This is a genomic window from Synechococcus sp. A15-44, assembly GCF_014280115.1.
Classification (GTDB): Bacteria; Cyanobacteriota; Cyanobacteriia; order PCC-6307; family Cyanobiaceae; genus Parasynechococcus.
The window spans coordinates 2,449,307-2,471,309 of record NZ_CP047938.1 but is presented as its reverse complement, the minus strand read 5'-3'; the positions used below and the strand labels follow the sequence as shown (position 1 = coordinate 2,471,309).

Annotated in this window: 19 protein-coding genes; 11 read left to right on the top strand and 8 right to left on the bottom strand. The window is 60.9% G+C overall.

Annotation, left to right across the window (positions count from 1 at the left end):
* The first annotated feature begins 17 nt into the window (after positions 1-17).
* On the top strand, positions 18-2,687 hold the full coding sequence (gene alaS, locus SynA1544_RS13795; protein ID WP_186515594.1) for an alanine--tRNA ligase: 2,670 nt from the start codon (positions 18-20) through the stop codon (positions 2,685-2,687).
* Here the strand turns inward: alaS and speA are convergent.
* Complete coding sequence (gene speA, locus SynA1544_RS13790; protein ID WP_255477647.1) at positions 2,678-4,606, bottom strand: biosynthetic arginine decarboxylase; 1,929 nt, start codon at positions 4,604-4,606, stop codon at positions 2,678-2,680. The genes alaS and speA overlap by 10 nt on opposite strands.
* Before the next feature lie 122 nt (positions 4,607-4,728).
* Between speA and ndk the strand changes: the two genes are divergently transcribed.
* Complete coding sequence (ndk, locus tag SynA1544_RS13785; RefSeq protein WP_025362563.1) at positions 4,729-5,184, top strand: nucleoside-diphosphate kinase; 456 nt, start codon at positions 4,729-4,731, stop codon at positions 5,182-5,184.
* Between the two features lie 4 nt (positions 5,185-5,188).
* On the opposite strand, the gene SynA1544_RS13780 is transcribed toward ndk, so the two are convergent.
* Positions 5,189-6,301, bottom strand: a complete 1,113-nt coding sequence (locus tag SynA1544_RS13780; RefSeq protein ID WP_186514228.1) for an FAD-dependent oxidoreductase — start codon at positions 6,299-6,301, stop codon at positions 5,189-5,191.
* 91 nt (positions 6,302-6,392) lie between these two features.
* Between SynA1544_RS13780 and gatB the strand changes: the two genes are divergently transcribed.
* Positions 6,393-7,874 carry an Asp-tRNA(Asn)/Glu-tRNA(Gln) amidotransferase subunit GatB gene (gatB, locus tag SynA1544_RS13775; protein ID WP_186514226.1) on the top strand — a complete coding sequence of 494 codons (1,482 nt, stop codon included), beginning with the start codon at positions 6,393-6,395 and terminating at the stop codon, positions 7,872-7,874.
* Positions 7,874-8,665, top strand: coding sequence for a 2OG-Fe(II) oxygenase (locus tag SynA1544_RS13770; RefSeq protein ID WP_186514225.1), 792 nt, complete (start codon positions 7,874-7,876; stop codon positions 8,663-8,665). The genes gatB and SynA1544_RS13770 overlap by 1 nt, the downstream gene beginning before the upstream one ends.
* Here SynA1544_RS13770 and SynA1544_RS13765 read toward each other — a convergent pair whose 3' ends face one another.
* Both SynA1544_RS13765 and coaE read right to left on the bottom strand, forming a co-directional pair.
* Positions 8,666-9,052 carry a transcriptional regulator gene (locus SynA1544_RS13765; RefSeq protein ID WP_186514223.1) on the bottom strand — a complete coding sequence of 129 codons (387 nt, stop codon included), beginning with the start codon at positions 9,050-9,052 and terminating at the stop codon, positions 8,666-8,668.
* A 58-nt stretch (positions 9,053-9,110) separates the two neighbouring features.
* Positions 9,111-9,728, bottom strand: a complete 618-nt coding sequence (gene coaE, locus SynA1544_RS13760) for a dephospho-CoA kinase (protein ID WP_186514222.1) — start codon at positions 9,726-9,728, stop codon at positions 9,111-9,113.
* A 50-nt stretch (positions 9,729-9,778) separates the two neighbouring features.
* Here coaE and argJ point away from each other — a divergent pair, with 50 nt between their 5' ends.
* On the top strand, positions 9,779-10,981 hold the full coding sequence (gene argJ / locus SynA1544_RS13755; protein WP_186514220.1) for a bifunctional glutamate N-acetyltransferase/amino-acid acetyltransferase ArgJ: 1,203 nt from the start codon (positions 9,779-9,781) through the stop codon (positions 10,979-10,981).
* Between the two features lie 309 nt (positions 10,982-11,290).
* Here the strand turns inward: argJ and SynA1544_RS13750 are convergent, their stop codons facing one another.
* Together SynA1544_RS13750 and SynA1544_RS13745 are read right to left on the bottom strand one after the other, a co-directional pair.
* Positions 11,291-11,860 carry a hypothetical protein gene (locus SynA1544_RS13750; RefSeq protein WP_186514219.1) on the bottom strand — a complete coding sequence of 190 codons (570 nt, stop codon included), beginning with the start codon at positions 11,858-11,860 and terminating at the stop codon, positions 11,291-11,293.
* 238 nt (positions 11,861-12,098) lie between these two features.
* Positions 12,099-12,773: a Druantia anti-phage system protein DruA gene (locus SynA1544_RS13745; protein ID WP_255477809.1), complete on the bottom strand. Its 675-nt coding sequence runs from the start codon at positions 12,771-12,773 to the stop codon at positions 12,099-12,101.
* Between the two features lie 320 nt (positions 12,774-13,093).
* Here SynA1544_RS13745 and SynA1544_RS13740 point away from each other — a divergent pair, with 320 nt between their 5' ends.
* A complete protein-coding gene (locus tag SynA1544_RS13740; RefSeq protein ID WP_186514215.1) occupies positions 13,094-13,732 on the top strand; it encodes a hypothetical protein in 639 nt (212 codons plus the stop codon).
* Positions 13,733-13,760: 28 nt separating this feature from the next.
* On the opposite strand, the gene SynA1544_RS13735 is transcribed toward SynA1544_RS13740, so the two are convergent.
* Positions 13,761-14,456, bottom strand: a complete 696-nt coding sequence (locus tag SynA1544_RS13735) for a sulfotransferase family 2 domain-containing protein (protein WP_186514213.1) — start codon at positions 14,454-14,456, stop codon at positions 13,761-13,763.
* 649 nt (positions 14,457-15,105) lie between these two features.
* On the opposite strand from SynA1544_RS13735, the gene SynA1544_RS13730 reads away from it, so the two are divergent.
* Genes SynA1544_RS13730 through SynA1544_RS13720 form a run of 3 tightly spaced genes read left to right on the top strand, consistent with a single transcriptional unit; the run spans position 15,106 to position 17,345 of the window.
* Positions 15,106-15,336: a hypothetical protein gene (locus SynA1544_RS13730; RefSeq protein ID WP_186514212.1), complete on the top strand. Its 231-nt coding sequence runs from the start codon at positions 15,106-15,108 to the stop codon at positions 15,334-15,336.
* Positions 15,337-15,381: 45 nt separating this feature from the next.
* Positions 15,382-15,693: a hypothetical protein gene (locus SynA1544_RS13725; protein ID WP_186514210.1), complete on the top strand. Its 312-nt coding sequence runs from the start codon at positions 15,382-15,384 to the stop codon at positions 15,691-15,693.
* Positions 15,693-17,345, top strand: coding sequence for an AarF/ABC1/UbiB kinase family protein (locus SynA1544_RS13720; protein WP_186514208.1), 1,653 nt, complete (start codon positions 15,693-15,695; stop codon positions 17,343-17,345). Before SynA1544_RS13725 ends, SynA1544_RS13720 begins: the two co-directional genes overlap by 1 nt.
* Positions 17,346-17,366: 21 nt before the next feature.
* Here the strand turns inward: SynA1544_RS13720 and eno are convergent, their stop codons facing one another.
* Entirely contained in the window at positions 17,367-18,659 is a 1,293-nt protein-coding gene (gene eno / locus SynA1544_RS13715) for a phosphopyruvate hydratase (protein ID WP_186514206.1), read from the bottom strand.
* Between the two features lie 112 nt (positions 18,660-18,771).
* Here eno and gloA point away from each other — a divergent pair, with 112 nt between their 5' ends.
* Positions 18,772-19,170, top strand: a complete 399-nt coding sequence (gloA, locus tag SynA1544_RS13710) for a lactoylglutathione lyase (RefSeq protein WP_186514204.1) — start codon at positions 18,772-18,774, stop codon at positions 19,168-19,170.
* Between the two features lie 8 nt (positions 19,171-19,178).
* Positions 19,179-21,950 carry an ATP-dependent Clp protease ATP-binding subunit gene (locus SynA1544_RS13705; protein WP_186514202.1) on the top strand — a complete coding sequence of 924 codons (2,772 nt, stop codon included), beginning with the start codon at positions 19,179-19,181 and terminating at the stop codon, positions 21,948-21,950.
* Positions 21,951-22,003: the final 53 nt, after the last annotated feature.

Below are 22,003 nucleotides of genomic sequence, written 5' to 3'. Positions count from 1 at the left end.
GATCCCCCTTTCCTGCCATGGTTGCCGCCGCATCGTCGTCTTCTGCAGCGTCTGCACCGCGCAGTGGGGAGGAGATCCGTGAGGCCTTTCTCAACTTCTATGCCGAGCGCGGCCACAAGCGGATGGCCAGCGCCTCATTGATTCCCGAAGACCCAACGGTGCTGCTCACCATTGCGGGAATGCTGCCGTTCAAGCCGGTTTTTCTGGGCCAGCAGGAGCGACCCGCGCCCCGGGCCACCAGTTCGCAGAAGTGCATCCGCACCAACGACATCGAGAACGTGGGGCGCACGGCCCGGCATCACACCTTTTTCGAGATGCTCGGCAACTTCTCGTTTGGGGATTACTTCAAGCAGCAGGCGATTGAGTGGGCCTGGGAGCTCAGCACCGGCGTTTACGGCATCGACCCCAAGAACCTGGTGGTGAGCGTCTTCCGGGACGACGACGAAGCCGAGCAGATCTGGCGCGATGTGGTGGGGGTGAACCCCAAGCGGATCATCCGCATGGATGAGGCCGACAACTTCTGGGCCTCCGGCCCCACCGGTCCCTGTGGCCCCTGCTCGGAGATCTATTACGACTTCAAACCCGAGCTCGGGGATGAGGGCATCGATCTCGAGGACGACGACCGTTTCATCGAGTTCTACAACTTGGTGTTCATGCAGTACAACCGCGACGCGGAGGGCACCCTCACGCCGCTGGCCCACCGCAACATCGACACCGGTATGGGCCTTGAGCGGATGGCCCAGATTCTGCAGAAGGTTCCCAACAACTACGAAACCGACCTGATTTTTCCGCTGATCCAAGCGGCTGCTGATTTGGCGGGGGTCGACTACCACCAGCTCAACGACAAGGGCAAGACGTCGTTGAAGGTGATCGGCGACCACAGCCGTGCGGTGACGCAGCTGATCTGCGATGGCGTCACCGCCAGCAACCTGGGCCGCGGCTACATCCTGCGGCGCCTGCTGCGCCGGGTGGTGCGCCATGGCCGCCTGCTGGGCATCGACAAACCCTTCCTCGTCACCATGGGCGAGGCGGCGATTGCACTGCTGAAGGGGGCCCACCCCAGCGTGATCGAGCGCCAGGAGGTGATCCTGGCCGAGCTCCAGCGGGAGGAAGCCCGCTTCCTCGAGACCCTCGAGCGCGGCGAGAAGTTGCTGGCGGAGGTGCTGGCCTCCAAGCCCACCCAGATCAGCGGTGCCCAGGCCTTTGAGCTGTATGACACCTATGGCTTCCCGCTGGAGCTCACCCAGGAGATCGCCGAGGAGCAGGGCCTTGCCGTTGACCTCGACGGGTTCGCAGCGGCGATGGAGGAACAGCGCCAGCGGGCCAAGGCGGCCGCGGTGAGCATCGATCTCACCCTGCAAGATGCGATCGACCAGGTGGTGGCGGATCAGGCGGCCACCTGTTTCGAGGGCTATGAAGCCCTCGACTACGCCTCCTGTGTGCAGGCGTTGGTGGTGAACGGTGAACCAGCCAGCACCGCCAAGGCGGGCGATGTGGTTCAGGTGGTGCTCGACACCACGCCGTTCTATGGAGAAGGCGGCGGTCAGGTGGGCGATCGCGGCGTGCTTGCAGGCAGCGATCTGATTGTTCGGATTGAGTCGGTGAGCCGCAGCCGCGATGTCTTCGTCCATGCCGGGCGGGTGGAACGCGGCGAGCTCGCCTTGGGCGACACCCTGAAGGCCCAGGTGGACCGTGCCTGCCGGCGTCGGGCCCAGGCCAATCACACGGCCACCCACCTGCTGCAGGCAGCGCTCAAGCAGGTGGTGGATCCAGGCATCGGCCAGGCCGGATCACTGGTGGATTTCGATCGCCTTCGCTTCGACTTCCACTGCCCTACGGCGGTGACGGCGGATCAGTTGCAGCAGGTTGAAACCCTGATCAACGGTTGGATCAACGAGGCCCATGCGCTGCAGGTGAAGGAGATGGCGATTGATCAGGCCAAGGCGGCTGGTGCCGTGGCGATGTTCGGCGAGAAATATGCCGATGTGGTGCGGGTGGTCGACGTGCCTGGCGTGTCGATGGAGCTCTGCGGCGGCACCCACGTGGCCAACACCGCGGAGATCGGTCTGTTCAAAATCGTGGCGGAAAGTGGCGTCGCCGCCGGCATCCGCCGGATTGAAGCGGTCGCTGGCCCTGCCGTACTGGCTTATCTGAATGAGCGCGATGCGGTGGTGAAGCAGCTGGGGGATCGCTTCAAGGCGCAGCCTGCCGAAATCGTTGACCGTGTGGCGTCCCTTCAGGAGGAGCTCAAGGCCACTGGCAAGGCACTGGCCGCGGCTCAGGCGGAGCTGGCGGTGGCCAAGGCCGGTGCTTTGGCCGCAAAGGCCGAGGCTGTGGGCGATTTCCAACTGCTGGTGGAACGCCTCGATGGTGTGGATGGTGCCGGTTTGCAGGGGGCAGCCCAGAGCCTGGCGGATCAGCTGGGGGATAGTTCGGCCGTGGTGATCGGCGGTCTGCCGGATCCCGGCGACATGGGCAAGGTGATCCTGGTGGCGGCCTTCGGCAAGCAGGTGATCGCCGCCAAGCTCCAGGCCGGTAAGTTCATCGGCGGCATTGCTAAACAATGCGGCGGCGGCGGCGGTGGTCGCCCCAACCTGGCCCAGGCCGGTGGTCGGGATGGGGCTGCCCTCCCTGCTGCTCTTGAGTCCGCTCGCTCCGAGCTGGCGGCAGCGTTGGCTCAGTCCTGAAGGTACGTGGTCTGTCGCAGGCTGCTTTCGAGGTGATCCAGCAGCCGGCGTGACTCATCGATGCGGAGCTGGCCGTTGTTGATGGCCGCTTCCGCAGCCACCCGCAGCCGCTCCAGCAAGGCACGGGGGTCGTGCTCCATGGCCTCCAGCACATCGGCATTGGTGTCACCCCGCACGACGTGGTCAATGCGATAGCTACCGCCGTGGCTGAGGCGAATGTGCACGGCGTTGGTGGTGCCGAACAGGTTGTGCAGATTGCCCATCACCTCTTGGTAGGCCCCGCTGAGGAACAGGCCGATCAAATAGGGGTTGTAGCCGTCGAGTTCGTGCAGCTCCAGCAGCTGTTTGGGTTGTCCATCTCCGATGAAGCGATCCAGACGACCATCGGAATCACAGGTGAGATCGGCGAGGTTGGCCAGTCGCGTCGGCCGTTGATCCAGTTGCTGGATGGGCACCACTGGAAACAACTGGTCGATGGCCCAGGTGTCGGGTGCTGAGCGGAAGATCGACAGGTTGGCGTAATACGTTCCCGCCAACGCCTTGTTCAGAGCTGCGAGCTCTTCTGGGATGGCTTGATCCTTGGGCAGTCGCTGCGCAATCGCATCAGCACAAGCCCACGTCAGTTGTTCAGCGGTGGCGCGGTCGGGCAGTCCCATGTACCCGAGTCGGAACGCGGCCAGCGCATCCTGTTTGAACTTCAAGGCATCGTTCCAGGCTTCCTGCAGTCGCATCAACTGCGCATCCGCCGTCGTGGATAACTCCTGAATGGTGGCGAGGGTGTCCCGCAGGTTGCGAACGGTGAGTGGTTCGTCTCCGCTGGCGTTGGGAACCGAAGCAGGCAGTGCGCTGCTGCCCAGGATGTCGAACACCAACAAGGAGAAATGGCTGGCAATGGCGCGGCCGCTTTCGCTCACCAGGGTGGGCACGGCAACACCATTGGGTTCGCAGCATTCCCGCACCGTGGCCACCACGTCGTTGGCGTAGTTCTGCAGCGAGTAGTTCGTGGATGCCGCTGATGCGGTGCGGCTGCCGTCGTAGTCGATGCCCAGTCCACCACCCACATCCAGGAACCCCATCGGAGCCCCCAGTCGGGTGAGCTCCACATAGATCTGCCCCGCCTCCTGGAGGGCGTCCTTGAGCACGGCAATGTCGTTGATCTGGCTGCCGATGTGGAAGTGCAGCAGGCGCAGATCGGGGAGCAGGTTGTTCTCCCGCAGCCGTTCCACCGTTGCCAGCAACTCGGGAATCGAGAGGCCGAATTTGGCTTTGTCGCCCACGGAACTGCCCCACCGCCCGGTGCTGCGGCTGGAGAGCTTGGCGCGTACGCCGATGTAGGGCGCTGCCCCAAGACTCTTGTTGGCTTCGATGATGCGGTCGACTTCGTCCGGCTGTTCAATCACCACCACCGGTTGCCGCCCCAGGCGGCGCGCCAGGATTGCGGTCTCGATGTAGAGCCGGTCCTTGTAGCCGTTGCAGATCAACAGGGCTTCAGGGTCGTCCAGCAGCGAGAGGGCGATCAGCAGCTCCGCTTTGCTGCCCGCCTCCAGGCCGAAGTTCCAGCGCTTGCCACAGCTCACCAACTCCTCCACCACGTGGCGTTGTTGGTTGCACTTCACCGGGAAGACGCCTTGGTACCGGCCGGGGTAGCTGTACTGCGCGATGGCGCGTTCAAAGGCGGCGTGGAGCCGCTCCAGGCGGTCTTCGAGGATGTCATCGAAGCGAATCAGCAGCGGCAGCGCCAGGTTGCGGCTTTTCAGCTCCGACACCAGATCCACCAGGTCCAGGCTTCCACCTCGATCCCCCTGGGGTTGAACGCTGATGTGCCCGCGGCCGTTGATGGAGAAATACGGATCCCCCCAGCGGTCAAGGCCGTACAGCGCAGCACTGTCTTGAATCGACCAGTGTTCGCTGTCTGACACCTGCGTCTGGATGAAGTGGATGGCTGGAATCTAGAGACATTCCCTGCGCTGCCCATGGCCTGTGCTTGCCAAGCGGGGTGGCCAGCACTGACGATGGCGGCGCTTTTCATTCACACCAATCCATGGCCGAACGCACGTTCATCGCCATCAAGCCCGACGGCGTCCAGCGCGGCCTGGTGGGCGAGATCCTCGGCCGCTTCGAGCGCAAGGGATTCAAGCTGGTGGGCTTGAAGCAGATCACCCCCAGCCGCGCCTTGGCTGAGCAGCACTACGGCGTCCACAAGGAGCGTCCCTTCTTTGCCGGTCTGGTCGATTTCATCACCTCCGGCCCTGTGGTGGCCATGGTCTGGGAAGGCGATGGTGTGATCGCCAGTGCCCGCAAGCTGATCGGTGCCACCAAGCCCCTCGAGGCTGAGCCCGGCACCATTCGTGGTGATCTGGCCGTCAACATCGGCCGCAACGTCATCCACGGTTCCGATGCTGCGGAAACCGCTGCTTTCGAGATCGGCCTCTGGTTTGAAGCCTCTGAGCTGAACGACTGGTCTCCTTCCGATCAGGAGTGGCGCGTCGAAGGCTGATCGCTCAGTTTTCGAACCGGTTCCAGCGGAATGCCCCCAACAACGCCTCTTCGGCGGTGTTGGGGGCTTTTTTCATGACGCCGCCGGCCGTGAGCTCAGCCGTGATGGCGGCAAGCAGAACGCCATTGCGGTGATGCCCACAGGCCAGCCATAAACCAGGTAGCGGACCAGGGCCGAGCAAGGGTCCTTCATCGGGCGTGCAGGGCCGGAACCCCCACCAACGCTCCATCGGGGGCCATGTGGACGCTGTTGGCAGCAGGCTGGCGATGCCCGCTTGCAGTTGTTTCTGGCCATCGGGCGTGAGCCCTTCGGCAAATCCGGCGTCCCGTTCGCTGGTGGCCCCCACCACGATCAATCCGTCTTCGCGTGGAACCAGATAGGTGCCGGGCCCGAAGATCACCCGCTTGAGTGCCTCCCGCGGACCCTGCAGCGACAGCATCTGCCCTTTCACCGGGAACACGGGCAGTTGCGGCACCAGTTGTTGGCTCCAGGCGCCACTGCAGAGCACCGCTTGCTGGCAGCGCAGTTGCTGCTGTTCTCCTTCGGCGCTGCGCAGATGGATGCCGCAGAGCTGTCCGGCGGACTCCCGCTCCAGATCAAGCACTTCGGCCCCTTCCATGAACCGCACGCCCAGGGACACGCAGGCCCGCTCCAGGGCCCGCATCAACTGCCTGCGGTTGTCGATCTGGCCGTCCTGCTCGAACAGCAGCCCGGTGCTCCACTCCGGCCCCAGGCCTGGGACTTCCCGCTCAAGGCCGGTGCGGTCAAGGGTTTGCCCAAGGCTGGCGGTGGGGTAAGCGTCCCGCTCGGTTGCTGTTCGGAACGGCACCACGATGCCGCTGGTGCGCAGGCCGCAGCTCAGGCCGCTGTCCGCCTCGATCTGCGCCACCCAGCGGGGGATCAGCGCGAGGCTGGCTTGACCCAGCTCCAACAGGTTGCCGCTCAAGCCTTCGGCATGGGGCGCCAGCATCCCTGCAGCCACGAAGCCTGCCGCTTCGCTGCGGCGGCGGCTGATCACCAGAACCGTTTGGTTTCGGCGTGCCAGTTGGTGGGCAACGGCGAGGCCCATCAGTCCCCCGCCCAAAACACAGACGGCTGAGGCAGAGGCGGCAGTCATGCGCAAGAAAGGCCCTTGCTGGTCATGCTGTCAGGAGAGGGCTTCATCCTGATTCCATAGGATCCCGGGATCTGCTTCACATCACGGGCGCATGGCCGACGCAGCAACCCAACCGGCCTGGGAGGCCGTGATCGGTCTCGAGACCCACGTGCAGCTGGGAACGGACAGCAAAATTTTCACGGCGGCGTCCACCACCTTTGGTGATGACCCCAACACCCACATCGACCCGGTGGTGTGCGGTCTGCCCGGCACCCTGCCGGTGCTGAACCAGAAGGTGCTCGAGTATGCGGTGAAGGCAGCGATGGCGCTGAACCTCAACATCGCTGAACACAGCAAGTTCGACCGCAAGCAGTACTTCTACCCCGATCTCCCAAAGAACTATCAGATCTCCCAGTACGACCAGCCGATCGCTGAGGAGGGCTGGATTGAGGTGGAAGTGGCGGAGAAGGGAAAGGACACCTATCTCAAGAAAATCGGCATCGAGCGTCTGCACATGGAGGAGGACGCCGGCAAGTTGGTGCATGCCGGCAGTGACCGCCTGGCGGGATCCACCCATTCGCTCGTGGATTACAACCGGGCCGGTGTGGCCCTGGCGGAAATCGTCAGCAAGCCGGACCTGCGCACCGGCCGTGAAGCGGCGGAGTACGCCTCGGAGATCCGCCGGATCATGCGGTATCTGGGGGTGAGTGACGGCAACATGCAGGAGGGATCCCTGCGTTGCGACGTCAACATCTCCGTGCGTCGGGGGCCGGATGCGCCCTTCGGCACGAAGGTGGAGATCAAGAACATGAACTCCTTCTCGGCGATCCAAAAGGCCTGCGATTACGAGATCAAACGCCAGATCAAGGCCTACGAGACAGGCGAGCCGATCGTTCAGGAAACCCGTCTCTGGGATGAGGGCAAGCAGCTCACCAAGAGCATGCGCAGCAAGGAAGGGGCCAGCGATTACCGCTACTTCCCGGATCCCGACCTCGGTCCGATCGAGGTGAGTGCCGATCAGCGGGAGTCCTGGCGCGCTGAATTGCCGGAGCTGCCGGCCGCCAAGCGGCATCGCTACGCCGATGAGCTGGGCCTCTCCCAGTACGACGCGCGGGTGCTCACCGATGAGCGGCCGATGGCCGACTACTTCGAGGCGGTTGTGGGCGCTGGCGCTGACGCCAAGCTTGCGGCGAACTGGATCACCGGCGACATCGCCGCCCATGTGAACAGCAACCGGCTCAGCTATGCCGAACTGCCCTTCCGGCCGGAGCAGCTCGCCGAAATGGTGAAACTGATCGACGGCGGCAAAATCAGCGGCAAGATCGCCAAGGAAATCCTTCCGGAGTTGCTCGAAAAAGGAGGCTCCCCCAAGGCCATTGTTGATGAGCGCGGTTTGGGCATGATCAGCGACCCTGCTGCCATCGCCGCCATCGTTGATGAACTGCTCGCAGCCCATCCCGATGAAGTGGAGGCCTTCCGCGGTGGCAAGAACAAACTGCAAGGCTTCTTCGTTGGCCAGTTGATGAAGAAGACCGGTGGCAAGGCGGATCCCAAGCTCGCCAACCAGATTCTGAGCAAGAAGCTCAAGGGTTGATGAGCGGAGCGGTAGCCATTCCCGACGCATGGAAGGAGTGGCTGCTGAAGAACCGGGATCGCGGCTGTGATCCTGAAGGGTTGATGCAGCGGGCCCTCGAGCAGGGTTTCGCGCGAGAGGCGATAGCCGCGGTTCTCCAGGCGTCCACCCCCGATTGGCTCGCCTGGTTCGAGGCCCCCCTCACCCGGCCGGAGCACCGGCCTCGCGCCTGGCGGCTGGATACCTCTCTGGCCCAGGTCTATGAGCTGCCGGGGCTGCTCAGCCACGAGGAATGCGAGCAGGTGATCGACGCCATCAATGGGTCACTGCAGCCGTCAACGGTGACCCGCGGCAGCAGCGATTACCGCACCAGTCGCACCTGTCACTTGCGCCAGAACAATCCCCAGCTGGCGGCGAGCCTGGATCAGCGCTTTGCGGCCTTGTTCGGCGTGGATCCGCGCCTCTCGGAACCGATTCAGGGGCAGCGCTACGACCCCGGCGAATACTTCAAGGAACACACGGATTGGTTCTCGCCGGGGACGGAGGAATACACCACCCACACCGACAGCGGCGGCCAACGCACCTGGACGGTGATGGTTTATCTCAACCCTGTTGAGCGGGGTGGAGAGACGTTGTTCCGCCGCCTGGGCCGCTCCTTTTCGCCGGTGCCAGGCATGGCGTTGGCCTGGAACAACCTCCAGGCCGATGGCACTCCCAACCCCTTCACGCTGCATGAGGCCCTGCCGGTGCAGGCGGGCCACAAATGGGTGATCACCAAGTGGTTCCGTGCCGACTTCGGGCGGAATGGTTGATCAATTCAAAAATTCGCCCTCGTTGGATCCAGCCCCGATCGCCTGATGCTGCTCCTGAATCACCGACTTTCCATCGGGGGAAACCAACACCATCGATTCGACCGTGGCGGGAAGCCCAAGCACCTCCCAGCCTGGAGGGCCTCCCTGGAACTTGAACTCGAAGCCGTTGGCATCCTGTTGAGCCAGGCAGGGGTTGTCGGTCGGGTTTTTGAACATGCAGCTGGCGGGGTGATACAACCGCAGCCCGCCATTCGCTGCGGCGGCACTGCTGCGTGCAAGGTTGATGGCGCGTTTGGGCGCCAGCGGGTCCTCCTGCGCCATTGCAGGGGACGTCAACATCAGTCCCCCGGACATCAGGGACAGCCAGGCCAGTGATGCCAAATGCATGGGTCGTTGTTGCGCTCAGCTGCATTGTGGACAAGAGGGGGGATGTCTTGAACCCTGGTCAGTTGTTCTGAGGTTGGTTCAGCAGCCCCAAGGCCTGGGCTTGCCAAGAGCCGGGTTGGCCTCGATTAGAAATCACCTGGTCCGCCAAGCCGCGTTTCCGGCTCAGGGGCCATTGGGCGGCAATGCGGGCTTGAGCGGCTGCAGGGCTCAGCCCGTCCCGCGCGATCAAGCGCCCGAGCTGCTGGGATTCATCGCAGTCGACCAGCCAGATTTCGCTGCAGAGCAACTCCAGCCCCGCCTCGAACAACAGCGGAATCATCAGCACAACGGCAGGTGTCTTGGCATGGAGGCTGAGTGCTTGATCGAAGCGCTCCCGCACGATCGGGTGAACCAGTTGCTCGAGCCACTGCCGTTCCGCGGGGTCCTGGAACACGATCCGACCCAGGGCAGCGCGGTCGACGGCTGCGCCCCCTTCAGCCTGGACTGCAGTGCCGTACCGCTGCATCACGCTGGTCGTGGCCGGGCGACCGGGTGCGAGGGCCTCTCGGGCGAATTGATCCGCATCCAACACCGGCAGACCTTGCTGCGCCAACCAATGGCCCACGCTGCTCTTGCCGCTTGCGATCCCGCCCGTGAGTCCGATGCGTCGTTGCGAGAACGGCTCGCCAGGCGCCATGGTGTGGGAGCAGGATGCACCCAGTGTCTCGCGGCGGATCAGCGGTGGCGATGGCCTCTTCTTGGCAACCGATCCAGGGTGGTGTGACGGCACCGAATGGGTTCCAGGCCGCTGGCATCGTGGCCGGCCTGAAGCCCTCGGGTAAGCCTGATCTGGCGCTGGTGTTGGCACCGGTGACGGCCGTTTGTGCCGGCACCTTCACCACCTCCGTGGTGCGGGCGGCCTGTGTTGATCTCTGCCGTGATCGCCTTGCCAGTACTGCCGGCCAGGCCCGTGCCGTGTTGATCAACTCCGGTCAGGCCAATGCCTGCACCGGCGATCGCGGTCTGGTCGACAGCCAGCGCGCCACCCAGGTGCTGGCCGATCAGCTTGGCGTCGATGCGGAGTCGGTGTTGATCTGCTCCACCGGAGTGATTGGTGTGCCGATTCCGATGCCCACCCTTCTGGCCGGGTTGGCTCCTTTGGTGGAGGCCTTGGATGACGCGGGGGGTGATGCTGCGGCCAACGCCATCCTCACCACCGATCTGGTGGACAAGCAGGTGGCGCTTGAACTGGAACTGGAGGGGCGCCGGGTGCGCATCGGAGGGATGGCCAAAGGCTCGGGAATGATTCATCCCGACATGGCCACGATGCTCGGCTTCTTCAGTTGTGATGCCGGCGTCGATGCCGGCGTTTGGCAGGAGATGGTGCGACGTGCGGTGCAGCGTTCCTTCAACGCCATCACCGTGGACGGAGACACCAGCACCAACGACACCGTGCTGGCCTTCGCGGCAGGCCCACCGCTGGCCCAACAGCACCATGCCGTTCTGGAACAGGGCCTCACCCAGGCCATGCAACAGCTGGCTCAGGCCATTGCCCGGGATGGCGAAGGGGCGACCTGTCTGATCGAAGTGCAGGTGGAGGGTGCGGTTGACGAGGCCGCGGCGTTGCAGGTGGCGCGCACGGTCTGTGGTTCGTCCCTGGTGAAGACCGCAGTCCATGGCCGGGATCCGAACTGGGGGCGGATCGTGGCGGCCGCGGGTCGCTCCGGTGTGTCTTTCGATCCGGATGCGGTTGCTCTTTGGATTGGTCCCCATCAATTGATGGCGGCTGGTCAACCCGTGGCCTTTGATCGCGCTGCAGCCAGCAACGTTCTGAGGCAGGAGCATGTTCCGATTCGCCTCGGCCTGGGGCATGGTTCCGGCTCTGGTCAGGCCTGGGGATGTGACCTGTCGGATCAGTACGTGCGCATCAACGCCGACTACACCACTTAACCCAAAAACGTCAGTATTTCCAATAGATTTGGGCGGAGTCTTTTGAGGGGGTAACGCAGTGGTGACGGTGGATCCACACTTAGTTGCCTCTGTGTCTCCCCGTCAGGTCTCTCCTCGTATGACATCAAGCACGATGTCCAGCGGATCACTCAACATCTGATTTCTCTTCTATCTGATCTCTCCTCTTGCAGAGATCTCATTTGAGATCTAAGTTGTTTAAGGTGGATATTCTTTAAAACGACAAAATACTATAAACTTAAAAATAAAAAGTAAATGGCACCTATAAGGTCGAATGTTTCTGCCTTGCGATTACCTGTGAAATTCAAAACTGCTTTTGACTTTATCTGGTGATATTGATGCCAGCTTGTAAATTTCATCGTCATCCGAAAGAAACTTCCGCAATTTTTCAGTTAATTTACTTTCTAAACTCTTAGAACTTTCGACTGCTGATGGCGATCTATTGTGCATGTCTAAAGAGAGGTTCTTGCCCGCTCTATCGGAAATGAACCTTTCGACTAAATCTATTCTGTCCAAGGTGAATACCTTGTCTGTAAAGACTTTTTGGTTTTCGTCAAGGACAAATTCGGATTGTCCCCTAACCTTGACATATGCTGGGGCGGAATTATCGCCTTCCCTGAAGTCAATATATCGTTGAATGAAATCAGCAAACTGAATCTTTTTGGTGCTCATTGGCGAGTTAATTGCAAGCTTAGTTCTGTATTTCCACCATGAAAATAAGTGGTCCAAGGGTTCTCGAATAACACAGAATTTTGTGAACTGTATGTCGGGATATATAGAATTGACAAATGGAAGTATCTTCGACTTTGTGAACTCTGCATTGACGTGTTTAAGACCAACTCCGACTGGCGGTCGAGGCACTCCATTGAAGACTATTGTTGCTTGATCTTGATCTAACAAATTCTCGATAGAGGTGCTGGCACATTTTGGATTACACAAAAAAATTGTACTCAATAGCGGATTAATTCTCATGACATGAAGTTTATCTTTTTATTATAACGCACTTTTATGCACCATTTAGACCTCGAGCAAAGATTATTGATAGAGAATTCTGGAACTCAAGACTTGTAAAATGAATGCATTCCATATTATTTTAACGTTAAATGCCTCTTATGACATCAAGCACGATATCCAGTGGATCACTCAAAATCTGATCTCGCCTCTTGCGTAGATCTCTTTTGAGATCAAGATCGTTCCACGCAGCTGCATAGGAATCACAAAGTTCTCTCCCTTTGATCCGAAGGTAGTAGACCAATTTCTTGGACCGAAGGGTTTTGTCTTTGATCTCACGGCCGCGAGCATTGGTTTTTCCATATCCACGGGTGATACCAACCATTTCCCAGTTATCAGCGCTATAACAAGCACCATTTCTGGTCTTTCCATTCCATAAACGTTCTTCGACGACAAAGGTCTCGAACCCTGCTATCGGAACTCCATATAGTTTTTCCCAGTCCTCCATTATCCGTTTTCTCCAGATGGAGAGAACAATCGTTGCTAGATTTGGTGCGGGATACTCAAGGCGAAAAACATTGTTGTTGACGATGCTATTGAGTTGATGTTTTTTGACTTCCGCCTCCTCCGCAAGACCAAAGAACTCGTCCCGTGCCTGATTGGCAAAGACTGCGGAAGCACCACCAATGATTCCAACGACCTCAGATTCGTAGAAGATCAGGTACTGGAGTTGTTGTCCCATCGTCCCTCTGTCAGGGATGTAGTGGCTGCGACGGAACTTTTGATAGAGGGGGTTACTACTCTTGACTAACTCCAACCTCACAAGGTCTCTCTGAGCGACGGGAAGGGGGTCTGGAGGCGAACTAGGTGTTAGTACACCCTCAAGCAATTTCACGATGCTTCTGCCACGTCCTGTGCCGTGCTCTCGTCCATACGCATCGAGTGCCTCTATGAACGTTTCAGGCAGAGAGACTTGAACTTGTCTTGCAGGTGGATGCGAACTCTCAGCAAACTTCCCGCCTTTGCCACGGTTCTGATGGTCCTTCGAGAGTGGCACGTTACGGACTCGTACCAGTCGACTACACCACCTGAAGCTTCTGTCCTGAATCCCTGTCACAATCAGAGTCTCCGTCAGATCCCTCTGTGGACAATTCCAGCTCCCCTGACGCTCTCGTTGAGGCCAAGGCACGTTTCTGGTTGGCCCCTCTGGTGGCTGGTTGTTGTTTCGCCCTTGGTTACGGCATCACCGAGCGGGTGCTGACGCTGCAGACCAATGCTCAGGATCCTGTCCCTGAGGCCTTCACACCGCTCGCGTTTCCAGGGGATTCCCTGCAGGAGATTCGGGCCCGGTTCAGTGACGATGATCCATCCCTGCAAGTGGATGTCACAGCCCTAGAAGCCGCCGAGGCTGCAAGCCGACCGGCCCAGCAAGCGGCCCAGCCAGTGGTCAAGGAGACGCCTAAACCCGATGTGGCGCTGCAGACGCCCGAACCCCCCGTGTGGACGGCCCCAGCCTGGTCGGACCCCCAAACCATTGCCCCAGAGATGGAGGACGACAACGGACCCGCCCCTTCATCTGCCCAGGAGCCTGAACCCGAGCTTGATGACAGCAACGCCGATTCCCTGGTGCTTCCTGAGGAGTCCATCGAGGCGATGCCGGCTGTGGTTGTTCCTGACGGTGATTCACCGATGTTGGTGGTTGAGCCGGAACCTGTGGTGCTGCCTCCTGGTGCGGAAGCCTTCTTCGAAGTCATTGAGCCCGTGACCCCTCCTCAGCCCTGATCTCCGACTGGATCTGCCATATTTCCGTTTAGAAGAACTTTTGCGTTGAATTTTCAACCTCATTCGGGAAATTATCTAAGAATTGCTTGACTGAATCAGGCGATCTTAAAGCCAATTCATGAATTTTGTAATCCAAGTCCAGAGATCGTTTTAGGTCCTCGAGAAGTTTGCCCTGAATACTTGAAATATCGCTGTTATCTTGCATTGGAGATACGTTCCTGCGTCGAATTCGAACGACTTCGCTGGTTCGCGATTGCAGGAATTCTTCCACCTCCTCAAATTTTTCCACCGCAAATACTTTGTCGGTGACATATTTATTGCGACTATCTAGTACCCACTTTGTCTGGGGGCTGAACTGGACATTGCTTTTTGCGGATGTTTTATTGCCATTAAGGTATTCTAAGTGGCTTTCGACGAATTCTATAAATGGCATTCCGGCCGTACTGTTTTTATGTTCGGCATGCAGTCGTGCTCGGTATCTCCACCATGAGTTAAGTCTTTCCAAAGGTTCTCTAACGATGCAAAAGCTAGTAAATTTTGCGTGAGGGTACTTGTGCTCCAGCATGGGAAGACTTTTTTTGGTAAAATTGCGTAAGCCCATGTGCTTGCCTCCCGGTATTCTCTCAGAGCCGGAAAGATTTTCTAAGGCTTTTTCTAGGGATGTGCTTGCCACTTTCGCGGTGCACAAGAAGACAATGCCTAATTCGCTGTTTACAATCGCCACTAATTGGATTTAAGAGGCCTTCTCGACTCTATATTGTATTGCTTGATATTTCAAGGTAAGCCTATTTATATTAACATGGGAGTGTTTGGGAGGTGACTTCTGATTCTTCTTTTGTTTGCTTGAGCCAAGCCTTTGGCGCGCCTGTGAATTGACTTTATGTTTATTGCCTAATTTATTGTTTTCGAGGTGACGATTGCCTAATGGAAGGCTCTAAATACTAACCAGCTTTTTCTATTTTATATTAGAAGATAGGTCAAGCTTGAGTAAGTTTGGGGTATGTAATTCATGATACCAGCTCCTCTGACGCTCCCGTTGAGGCTAAGACACGTTTCTGGGTGGGGCCACTGGAGGCTGGTTGTTGTTTCGCCCTTGGTTACGGCATCACCGAGCGGGTGCTGACGCTGCAGACCAATGCTGAGGACCCTGTCCCTGAGGCCTTCACATCGATCGTGTTTCCAGGGGATTCTCTGCAGGAGATTCGGGCTCGGTTCAGTGACGATGATTTATTCCTGCAAGTGGATGTCACAGCCCTACAGGCTGCAAGCCGACCGGCCCAGCAAGCGGCCCAGCAAGCGGCCCAGCCAGCGGCCCAGCCAGCGGTCGAGGAGACGCCCAAACCCAATCTGGCGCTGCAGACGCCCAAACCCCCGTGTGGACGGCCCCAGCCTGGTCGGACCCCCAAACCATTGCCTCCGAGCTTGATGACAGTAATGCCGATTCCCTGGTGCTTCCTGAGGAGTTCATCGAGGTGATTCCTGCTGTGGTTGTTCCTGGCGGTGATTCACCGGTGTTGGTGGCTGAGCTGGAACCTGTTGTGCTGCCGCCTGGAGCGGAAGCCTTTTTCGAAGCCATTGAGCCCGTGACCCCGCCTCAGCCCTGATCTCCGGTTGGATCTGCCACAGTTGAAGCTGTCTGCAATCGGTCCATGGGCTCGTCGGAGGCCTTGATTCGCGCCACGGTGAACCGCATCAGTGCGCGCCTTGGTCACGGCTTTGCGGACGCGGCCGCCGAGTTGGCGGTGCTGGCGCAAGACGCTCCGCAACGGCTGCGCCAGGAATGGGATCTGTTTCAGGACGAGGTGCGTGCCGAGGCGGAACGGATTGAACGGGGTGATCAGGCCACAGTGAGCACAGATGGGGCGTCGGCCTCGGAACCATCGGACAACCCACAGGCGGTGATCGATCGTCTTCGGGCCAAGGTGGCTGATCTGAGCCAAGCGATCGAGGCACGCCCCTGATGCTCGGACTGCTGCGAGCGCTCCGCATCTGGCGCGCTGTCCTGACGCTGCTGCTGTTGCTTTGGTGGGATGGCCAGTCCTGGACCTATCGCGGCGGTGTCACCGCCGAGCGTCGTGCGCGCCGTCAGCAACAGCGAGCCCGTTGGTTGACGGCTGAGTTGCTGTCTCTGGGCTCCGCCTTCATCAAGCTGGGGCAACTGCTCTCCGCCCGCCCAGACATCCTCCCCGCGGGCTGGGTGGCCGAACTGGCAGCGCTGCAGGACAGCGTTCCGGCCTTCAGTTTTGATCAGGTGCAGACCGTGCTCGAGCGAGAGCTGGGGCCGCGCTGTGCCGAGGTGATCGATCTCGATCCCGAGCCCCTGGGGGCTGCCTCGCTGGCCCAGGTGCATCGCGCCAGCCTGCGCAGTGGCCGGCAGGTGGTGCTCAAGGTGCAGCGCCCTGGGCTCGATCGCCTGTTTCGCCTTGATCTGGAGGTGATGCAGCAGGTGGCAGCTGTGCTGCAACGCAATCCCAGTTGGGGGCGTGGTCGTGATTGGCCGGCGATGGCACGGGAATGTCGACGTGTGCTCCTGCGTGAGCTCGATTTCCGCGTTGAGGCGCAGTACGCCGCTCGTTTCCGTCAGCAATTTCTGGATGACGAACGCATCAGGATCCCCGGTGTGGTTTGGGAGTTGAGCACGCGCCGTGTGCTGTGCCTCGACTACCTGCCCGGCATCAAGGTCAATGACCGTGAGGCGTTGCTCGAAGCCGGCGTTGATCCGGCCGCGGTGGCTGAGGTGGGTGCGGCCAGTTATCTCAAGCAGTTGGTGAGGTTTGGTTTCTTTCATGCCGACCCCCATCCCGGCAACCTCGCCGTGGCGAGTGATGGAGCGCTCATCTACTACGACTTCGGGATGATGGGGCTGTTGTCAGACGGCCTGCGTCGACGTCTGGGAGCCATGGTTCGCGCTGCTGCTGCGAGGGATTCAGCGGCATTGGTGGAGGAGATGCAGGCGGCTGGGGTGATCTCTGGTGGCATTGATGTGGGTCCGGTGCGCCGTCTCGTGCGGCTGATGCTGCAGGAGGCCCTCACCCCACCCTTCACGGCCAACGTGATCGACAAACTCTCAGGCGATCTCTACGACCTGGTCTATGGCCAGCCCTTTCGTCTACCGGTTGAGCTGATCTTCGTGATGCGGGCGTTGTCCACCTTCGAGGGTGTTGGCCGCAGCCTTGATCCCGCTTTTAGCTTGGTGGCGATCGCCAAGCCTTATCTCCTTCCACTCATGACCTCCAGCGGCTCCGGCAGCAACGATCTGTTCAACGAACTCGGCCGTCAGGTCGGGGCCCTCAGCAGCCGCGCTGCGGCCTTCCCGCGGCGCTTGGATGAAAGTCTGGAACGCCTGGAGCAGGGGGATCTTCAGCTCCAGGTGCGGCTGGGCGAATCGGACAGTCAGTTCCGCCGGATGGCCCTGGCCCAGCAATCGATCGGCCAATCGGTGTTGCTCGGATGCTTGGCTTTGGCCACCGCCATTGTGGGTGCCAGTGCCCGCCCGCTCTGGTCGCTTCTTCCGGCTGCTGCTGCTTTCCCGGTGGGCTTGGGCTGGTTCCGAATGCAGGTCAAGATTCGTCGTGATCAACGGTTGGAGCAGTTGCCCGGTTCCAACCGTTGAACGTTCGTCGGGGGCCTGGGATCAGGCCTTGCCGCGGGGGCCCTGGCCAACAGCACCGGCGTAGACGGCCTGGCTGCCCAGCTCGTCTTCGATGCGAAGCAGCTGGTTGTACTTGGCGACCCGCTCGCTGCGGCTGAGGGAGCCGGTCTTGATCTGTCCGGAGCGGGTGGCGACGGAGAGGTCGGCGATGGTGGTGTCTTCGGTTTCGCCACTGCGGTGGCTGATCACGCTGGTGTAACCGGAGCGGCCTGCCAGGTCGATGGCCTGGAGGGTTTCGGTGAGCGAACCGATCTGGTTCACCTTGATCAGGATCGAGTTGGCCGTGGCGCTGTCGATGCCCTGTTGAAGCCGCTTGGTGTTGGTCACGAACAGGTCGTCACCCACCAGCTGCACCTTGCCGCCGAGGCGCTCGGTCAGCAGCTTCCAGCCATCCCAGTCGTCTTCGGCCAGGCCGTCTTCGATCGAAACGATCGGGAATTTCTCCACCAGTTGCTCGAGTTGGCCCACCATCTCGGCGCTGGTGTAGCTGCCGCCATCGAAGGCATAACGGCCGTTCTCGAAGAATTCGGTGCTGGCCACGTCCAGGGCCAGGGAGATCTGCTCGCCGGGCTTGTAGCCCGCCTTGCTGATCGCTTCCACCAGGATTTCACCGGCTTCCACATTGCCCAGATCCGGTGCGAAGCCACCTTCGTCGCCCACGGCGGTGCTCATGCCCTTGTCGCTGAGCAGTTTCTTGAGCGTGTGGAACACCTCGGTGCCCATCCGCAGGGCTTCGCGGAAGCTCGGAGCCCCATGGGGCACCAGCATGAATTCCTGGAAGTCCAGGCTGTTGGCGGCATGGGCGCCACCGTTGATCACGTTCATCAACGGCACCGGCAGCAGGTTGGCCATCGGGCCGCCGAGGTAGCGGTAGAGGGGAATCCCCAGCCCGTTGGCAGCAGCGCGGGCGGTGGCCATGCTTACCGCCAGGATCGCGTTGGCTCCCAGGTTGGATTTGTTGTCGCTTCCGTCCAGCTCCAGCATCGCGGCGTCCACAGCCGCCTGATCCAGAGCGGAAAGGCCGCAGAGGGCCGGTGCGATCCGCTCTTCGATGTGGTTCACGGCCTGGCCCACACCCTTGCCCATGTAGCGATCGCCGCCGTCACGCAGTTCGTGGGCTTCGTGGGCACCGGTGCTGGCACCACTGGGAACGATGGCCCGTCCCATGGCACCTCCTTCGAGCAGCACCTCGGCTTCAACCGTGGGGTTGCCGCGGGAATCGAGCACCTCTCGGGCCACGATGGTGTCGATGACGAGGTCGAGGGAATCGATCACGTTGGGACGGACGCTTAACCCGGGGATCTTATGGGTCGCCCCTCTCTCTCGTGTTGTGACGGGTCATACCTGACCAGAATGACGGCAGGTTCAAGCTCCTCGACATACACCCATGCGGATGCTTCACACCATGCTCCGGGTCGCTGATCTGGACCGGTCTCTGGGCTTTTACACCGAAGTCCTGGGCATGCAGCTTCTGCGTCGCAAGGACTACCCCAGTGGCCGCTTCACCCTGGCGTTTGTCGGTTACGGGTCGGAGAAGGACCACACGGTCCTGGAACTCACCCACAACTGGGACACCGACAGCTACACCCTGGGTGATGCCTATGGCCACATCGCGCTGGGGGTGGAGGACATTCACAGCACCTGTGCCGGCATTGCCGATAAGGGCGGTCGTGTGGTGCGGGAGCCTGGTCCGATGAAGCACGGCACCACGGTCATCGCCTTTGTTGAAGATCCGGATGGCTACAAGGTGGAATTGATCGAGATGTCCTCCAAAGCCCACGCCTGAAGAACCGGATGACTTCATCGCCAGCGTTGAACGGCAGCCTCACCCACGAGCCGGATCGCTTCAGCGACGCGGCCTGGGATCTGCTGCTCAGTGGTCAGGACGTTGCCCGTCGCTGGCGCCATGGGCAGTTGGATGTGGAGCACCTGATCCAGGTGCTGTTCACCGATCCCGCCTGCCGCCGCCTGGTGGAGCGTTTGCCCCTCCCCATCGATGCGCTTTTGGATCGCTTGGAGGATGAGCTGGCCGATCAGCCCTCCGGGCGAGGCGCTGAGCTCTTCATCGGTGATGACCTGGAACAGCTGCTCGATTCGGCTGATGCCATCCGTCGGCGCTGGAGTGCTGACGTCATCGATCTGCCGGAGGTGCTGATGGCCATTGGTGCCGATCCGCGCATCGGCGCTGATCTGTTTGCCGGCTTTGGTTTGTCGGCCGATGCCCTGGAGCAGCTCATCCAACCGGGCATGGACCAACGTGCTGGGGCTTCCGTTCCACCCCAGGAGCGGTCAATGCCGCGGGCTCAGCCGGAGCTGCAGCAGGAATCGCCCCGCCGTGAACGGGTGGCGCGCGTTCCCTCCTCCTCCCGTGCGGTGCGCGGGCCAGAGCCTGTCGCCCCTGTTACCCCCCAGCCGCCCGCCCCTGAGGCCCCCTTGCCGGAGCCCCCCACGGCCTTGGAGTCCTATGGACGGGATCTCACCGAAGAAGCGGAGGCCGGCAACCTGGATCCAGTGATCGGTCGCGATTCTGAAATTCGCAACCTGATCAAGGTGCTCTCGCGCCGGAGCAAGAACAATCCTGTGCTCATCGGTGAACCCGGTGTTGGCAAAACAGCGATTGCTGAGCTGCTGGCGCAGCGGATCGTGGCGGGTGAAGTGCCGGAGTCGCTGCAGGGTCTGCGGCTTGTAGCGCTGGATCTCGGGGCTTTGATTGCCGGTGCCAAGTTCCGAGGTCAGTTCGAGGAACGCCTGCGCTCGGTTCTCGAGGAGGTGAGTGGTTCCGATTCCGGGGTGGTGTTGTTCATCGATGAGCTGCACACCGTTGTCGGCAGTGATCGCAGCAGCACCGATGCCGGCAGCCTGTTGAAACCTGCCCTCGCCCGTGGCGATCTGCGCTGCATCGGTGCCACCACGCCGGAGGATTACCGGCTCACGGTGGAAAAGGATCCGGCCCTCAACCGTCGCTTCCAGCAGGTGGTGATCCGCGAGCCGGATCTGGAGCTGAGCCTCGAAATTCTGCGCGGCCTGAAGGAGCGCTACGAGCTGCACCACGGCGTCAGCATCACCGATGAGGCCATTCAGACCGCCAACCGTCTCGCCGACCGCTACATCAGCGATCGCTGCCTGCCGGACAAAGCCATTGATCTGATCGATGAAGCGGCGGCGCAACTGAAGATGGAGGTCACCTCCAAGCCGCAGGTGGTGGAGGAGGCCGAGGCGGATCTGCGTCGCGTTGAACTGGCCCTGCTCGCCGCTGAGCAGGCCCCTGAAGCGGAGCGGATTCAGCTCCAGCGCAACCGGCTTGAAGTGTCCACGCGACTGGATGATCTGCGGCGGCGCTGGCAGGAGGAGCGCGGTCAGCTGGAGGAGCTCGGCCAGCTGCTCCAGCAGGACGAAGACCTGCGGCACGCCATCGCTGAGGCCGAGCGGGATGGTGACCTCGAAGAAGCGGCCCGCCTCCAGTACGACCAGCTGCACCGGGTGCAGCAGCGCCGGGATGAACTGGAGGCATCCCAGGCGGAGGCACAGTCGGCTGGGACGGCCCTGTTGCGCGAGCAGGTGGAGGCCGGTGACATCGCGGATCTGGTGGCCCGTTGGACCGGGATCCCCGTGCAGCGTCTGTTGGCGGGTGAGCGGCGCAAACTCCTGGATCTGGACGCCCATCTCGCCGAACGGGTGATTGGTCAGGGCGAGGCGGTGACGGCCGTTGCCGCTGCTATCCGCCGGGCCAGAGCCGGCATGAAGGATCCCCGTCGTCCGGTGGGATCGTTCCTGTTCCTGGGGCCGACCGGCGTCGGCAAGACCGAGCTGGCGAAGGCGTTGGCGGGGTCGCTCTTCGATGAAGAGGAGGCCCTGGTTCGCCTCGACATGAGTGAGTTCATGGAGCGGAATGCCGTGGCTCGGCTGATCGGTGCTCCCCCTGGCTACGTCGGCTACGAGGAAGGGGGGCAACTCACGGAGGCCGTGCGCCGTCGTCCCTATGCGGTGCTTCTCCTTGATGAAGTGGAGAAGGCCCATCCCGATGTGTTCAACCTGCTGCTGCAGGTGCTGGATGACGGCCGGCTCACCGATTCCCAGGGCCGCACCGTCGATTTCCGCCACACCGTGGTTGTGATGACCAGCAATCTGGCCAGCCCGGCGATCCTTGAACATGCCCGCTCGGGATCCACCGATGACTCAGCCCTGCAACAGCAGGTGGATGCAGCGCTCGCCAGCCAGTTCCGGCCTGAATTCCTCAACCGCATCGATGAGGTGATTCGTTTCCGTCCCTTGGAGGTCTCCGATCTGGTGCGGATTGTTCAGCTGCAGTTGAAAGATCTTGCGGCCCTGTTGGCCGAGCAGGGTCTGGCTCTGCTCGTGGACGATGCGGTCGCTGAGGCCATGGCCCGTCAGGGCCACGAACCGGAGTACGGGGCGAGGCCCCTGCGTCGGGTGTTGCGGCGTCAGTTGGAAAATCCGCTCTCCACGCTGCTGCTCGAGGAGCGCTTCGCCGGAGCCAGTGGTGTGACGGTGAAGCTGGGGGAGGCTGGCGCGGATGCTCTCGTGTTCGATCCGGTGGGGGTTTGAGGGCATCCGGTAGGGTGTCTGTTTGGCGAAGTGCCTACCGGCACCGTTGTCAA

Coding starts and splice junctions, on each gene's coding strand:
- alaS (WP_186515594.1), top strand. CDS start 18: ATGGTTGCCGCCGCATCGTCGTCTTCTGCAGCGTCTGCACCGCGCAGT.
- ndk (WP_025362563.1), top strand. CDS start 4,729: ATGGCCGAACGCACGTTCATCGCCATCAAGCCCGACGGCGTCCAGCGC.
- SynA1544_RS13780 (WP_186514228.1), bottom strand. CDS start 6,301: ATGACTGCCGCCTCTGCCTCAGCCGTCTGTGTTTTGGGCGGGGGACTG.
- gatB (WP_186514226.1), top strand. CDS start 6,393: ATGGCCGACGCAGCAACCCAACCGGCCTGGGAGGCCGTGATCGGTCTC.
- SynA1544_RS13770 (WP_186514225.1), top strand. CDS start 7,874: ATGAGCGGAGCGGTAGCCATTCCCGACGCATGGAAGGAGTGGCTGCTG.
- SynA1544_RS13765 (WP_186514223.1), bottom strand. CDS start 9,052: ATGCATTTGGCATCACTGGCCTGGCTGTCCCTGATGTCCGGGGGACTG.
- coaE (WP_186514222.1), bottom strand. CDS start 9,728: ATGGCGCCTGGCGAGCCGTTCTCGCAACGACGCATCGGACTCACGGGC.
- argJ (WP_186514220.1), top strand. CDS start 9,779: ATGGCCTCTTCTTGGCAACCGATCCAGGGTGGTGTGACGGCACCGAAT.
- SynA1544_RS13725 (WP_186514210.1), top strand. CDS start 15,382: ATGGGCTCGTCGGAGGCCTTGATTCGCGCCACGGTGAACCGCATCAGT.
- SynA1544_RS13720 (WP_186514208.1), top strand. CDS start 15,693: ATGCTCGGACTGCTGCGAGCGCTCCGCATCTGGCGCGCTGTCCTGACG.
- gloA (WP_186514204.1), top strand. CDS start 18,772: ATGCGGATGCTTCACACCATGCTCCGGGTCGCTGATCTGGACCGGTCT.
- SynA1544_RS13705 (WP_186514202.1), top strand. CDS start 19,179: ATGACTTCATCGCCAGCGTTGAACGGCAGCCTCACCCACGAGCCGGAT.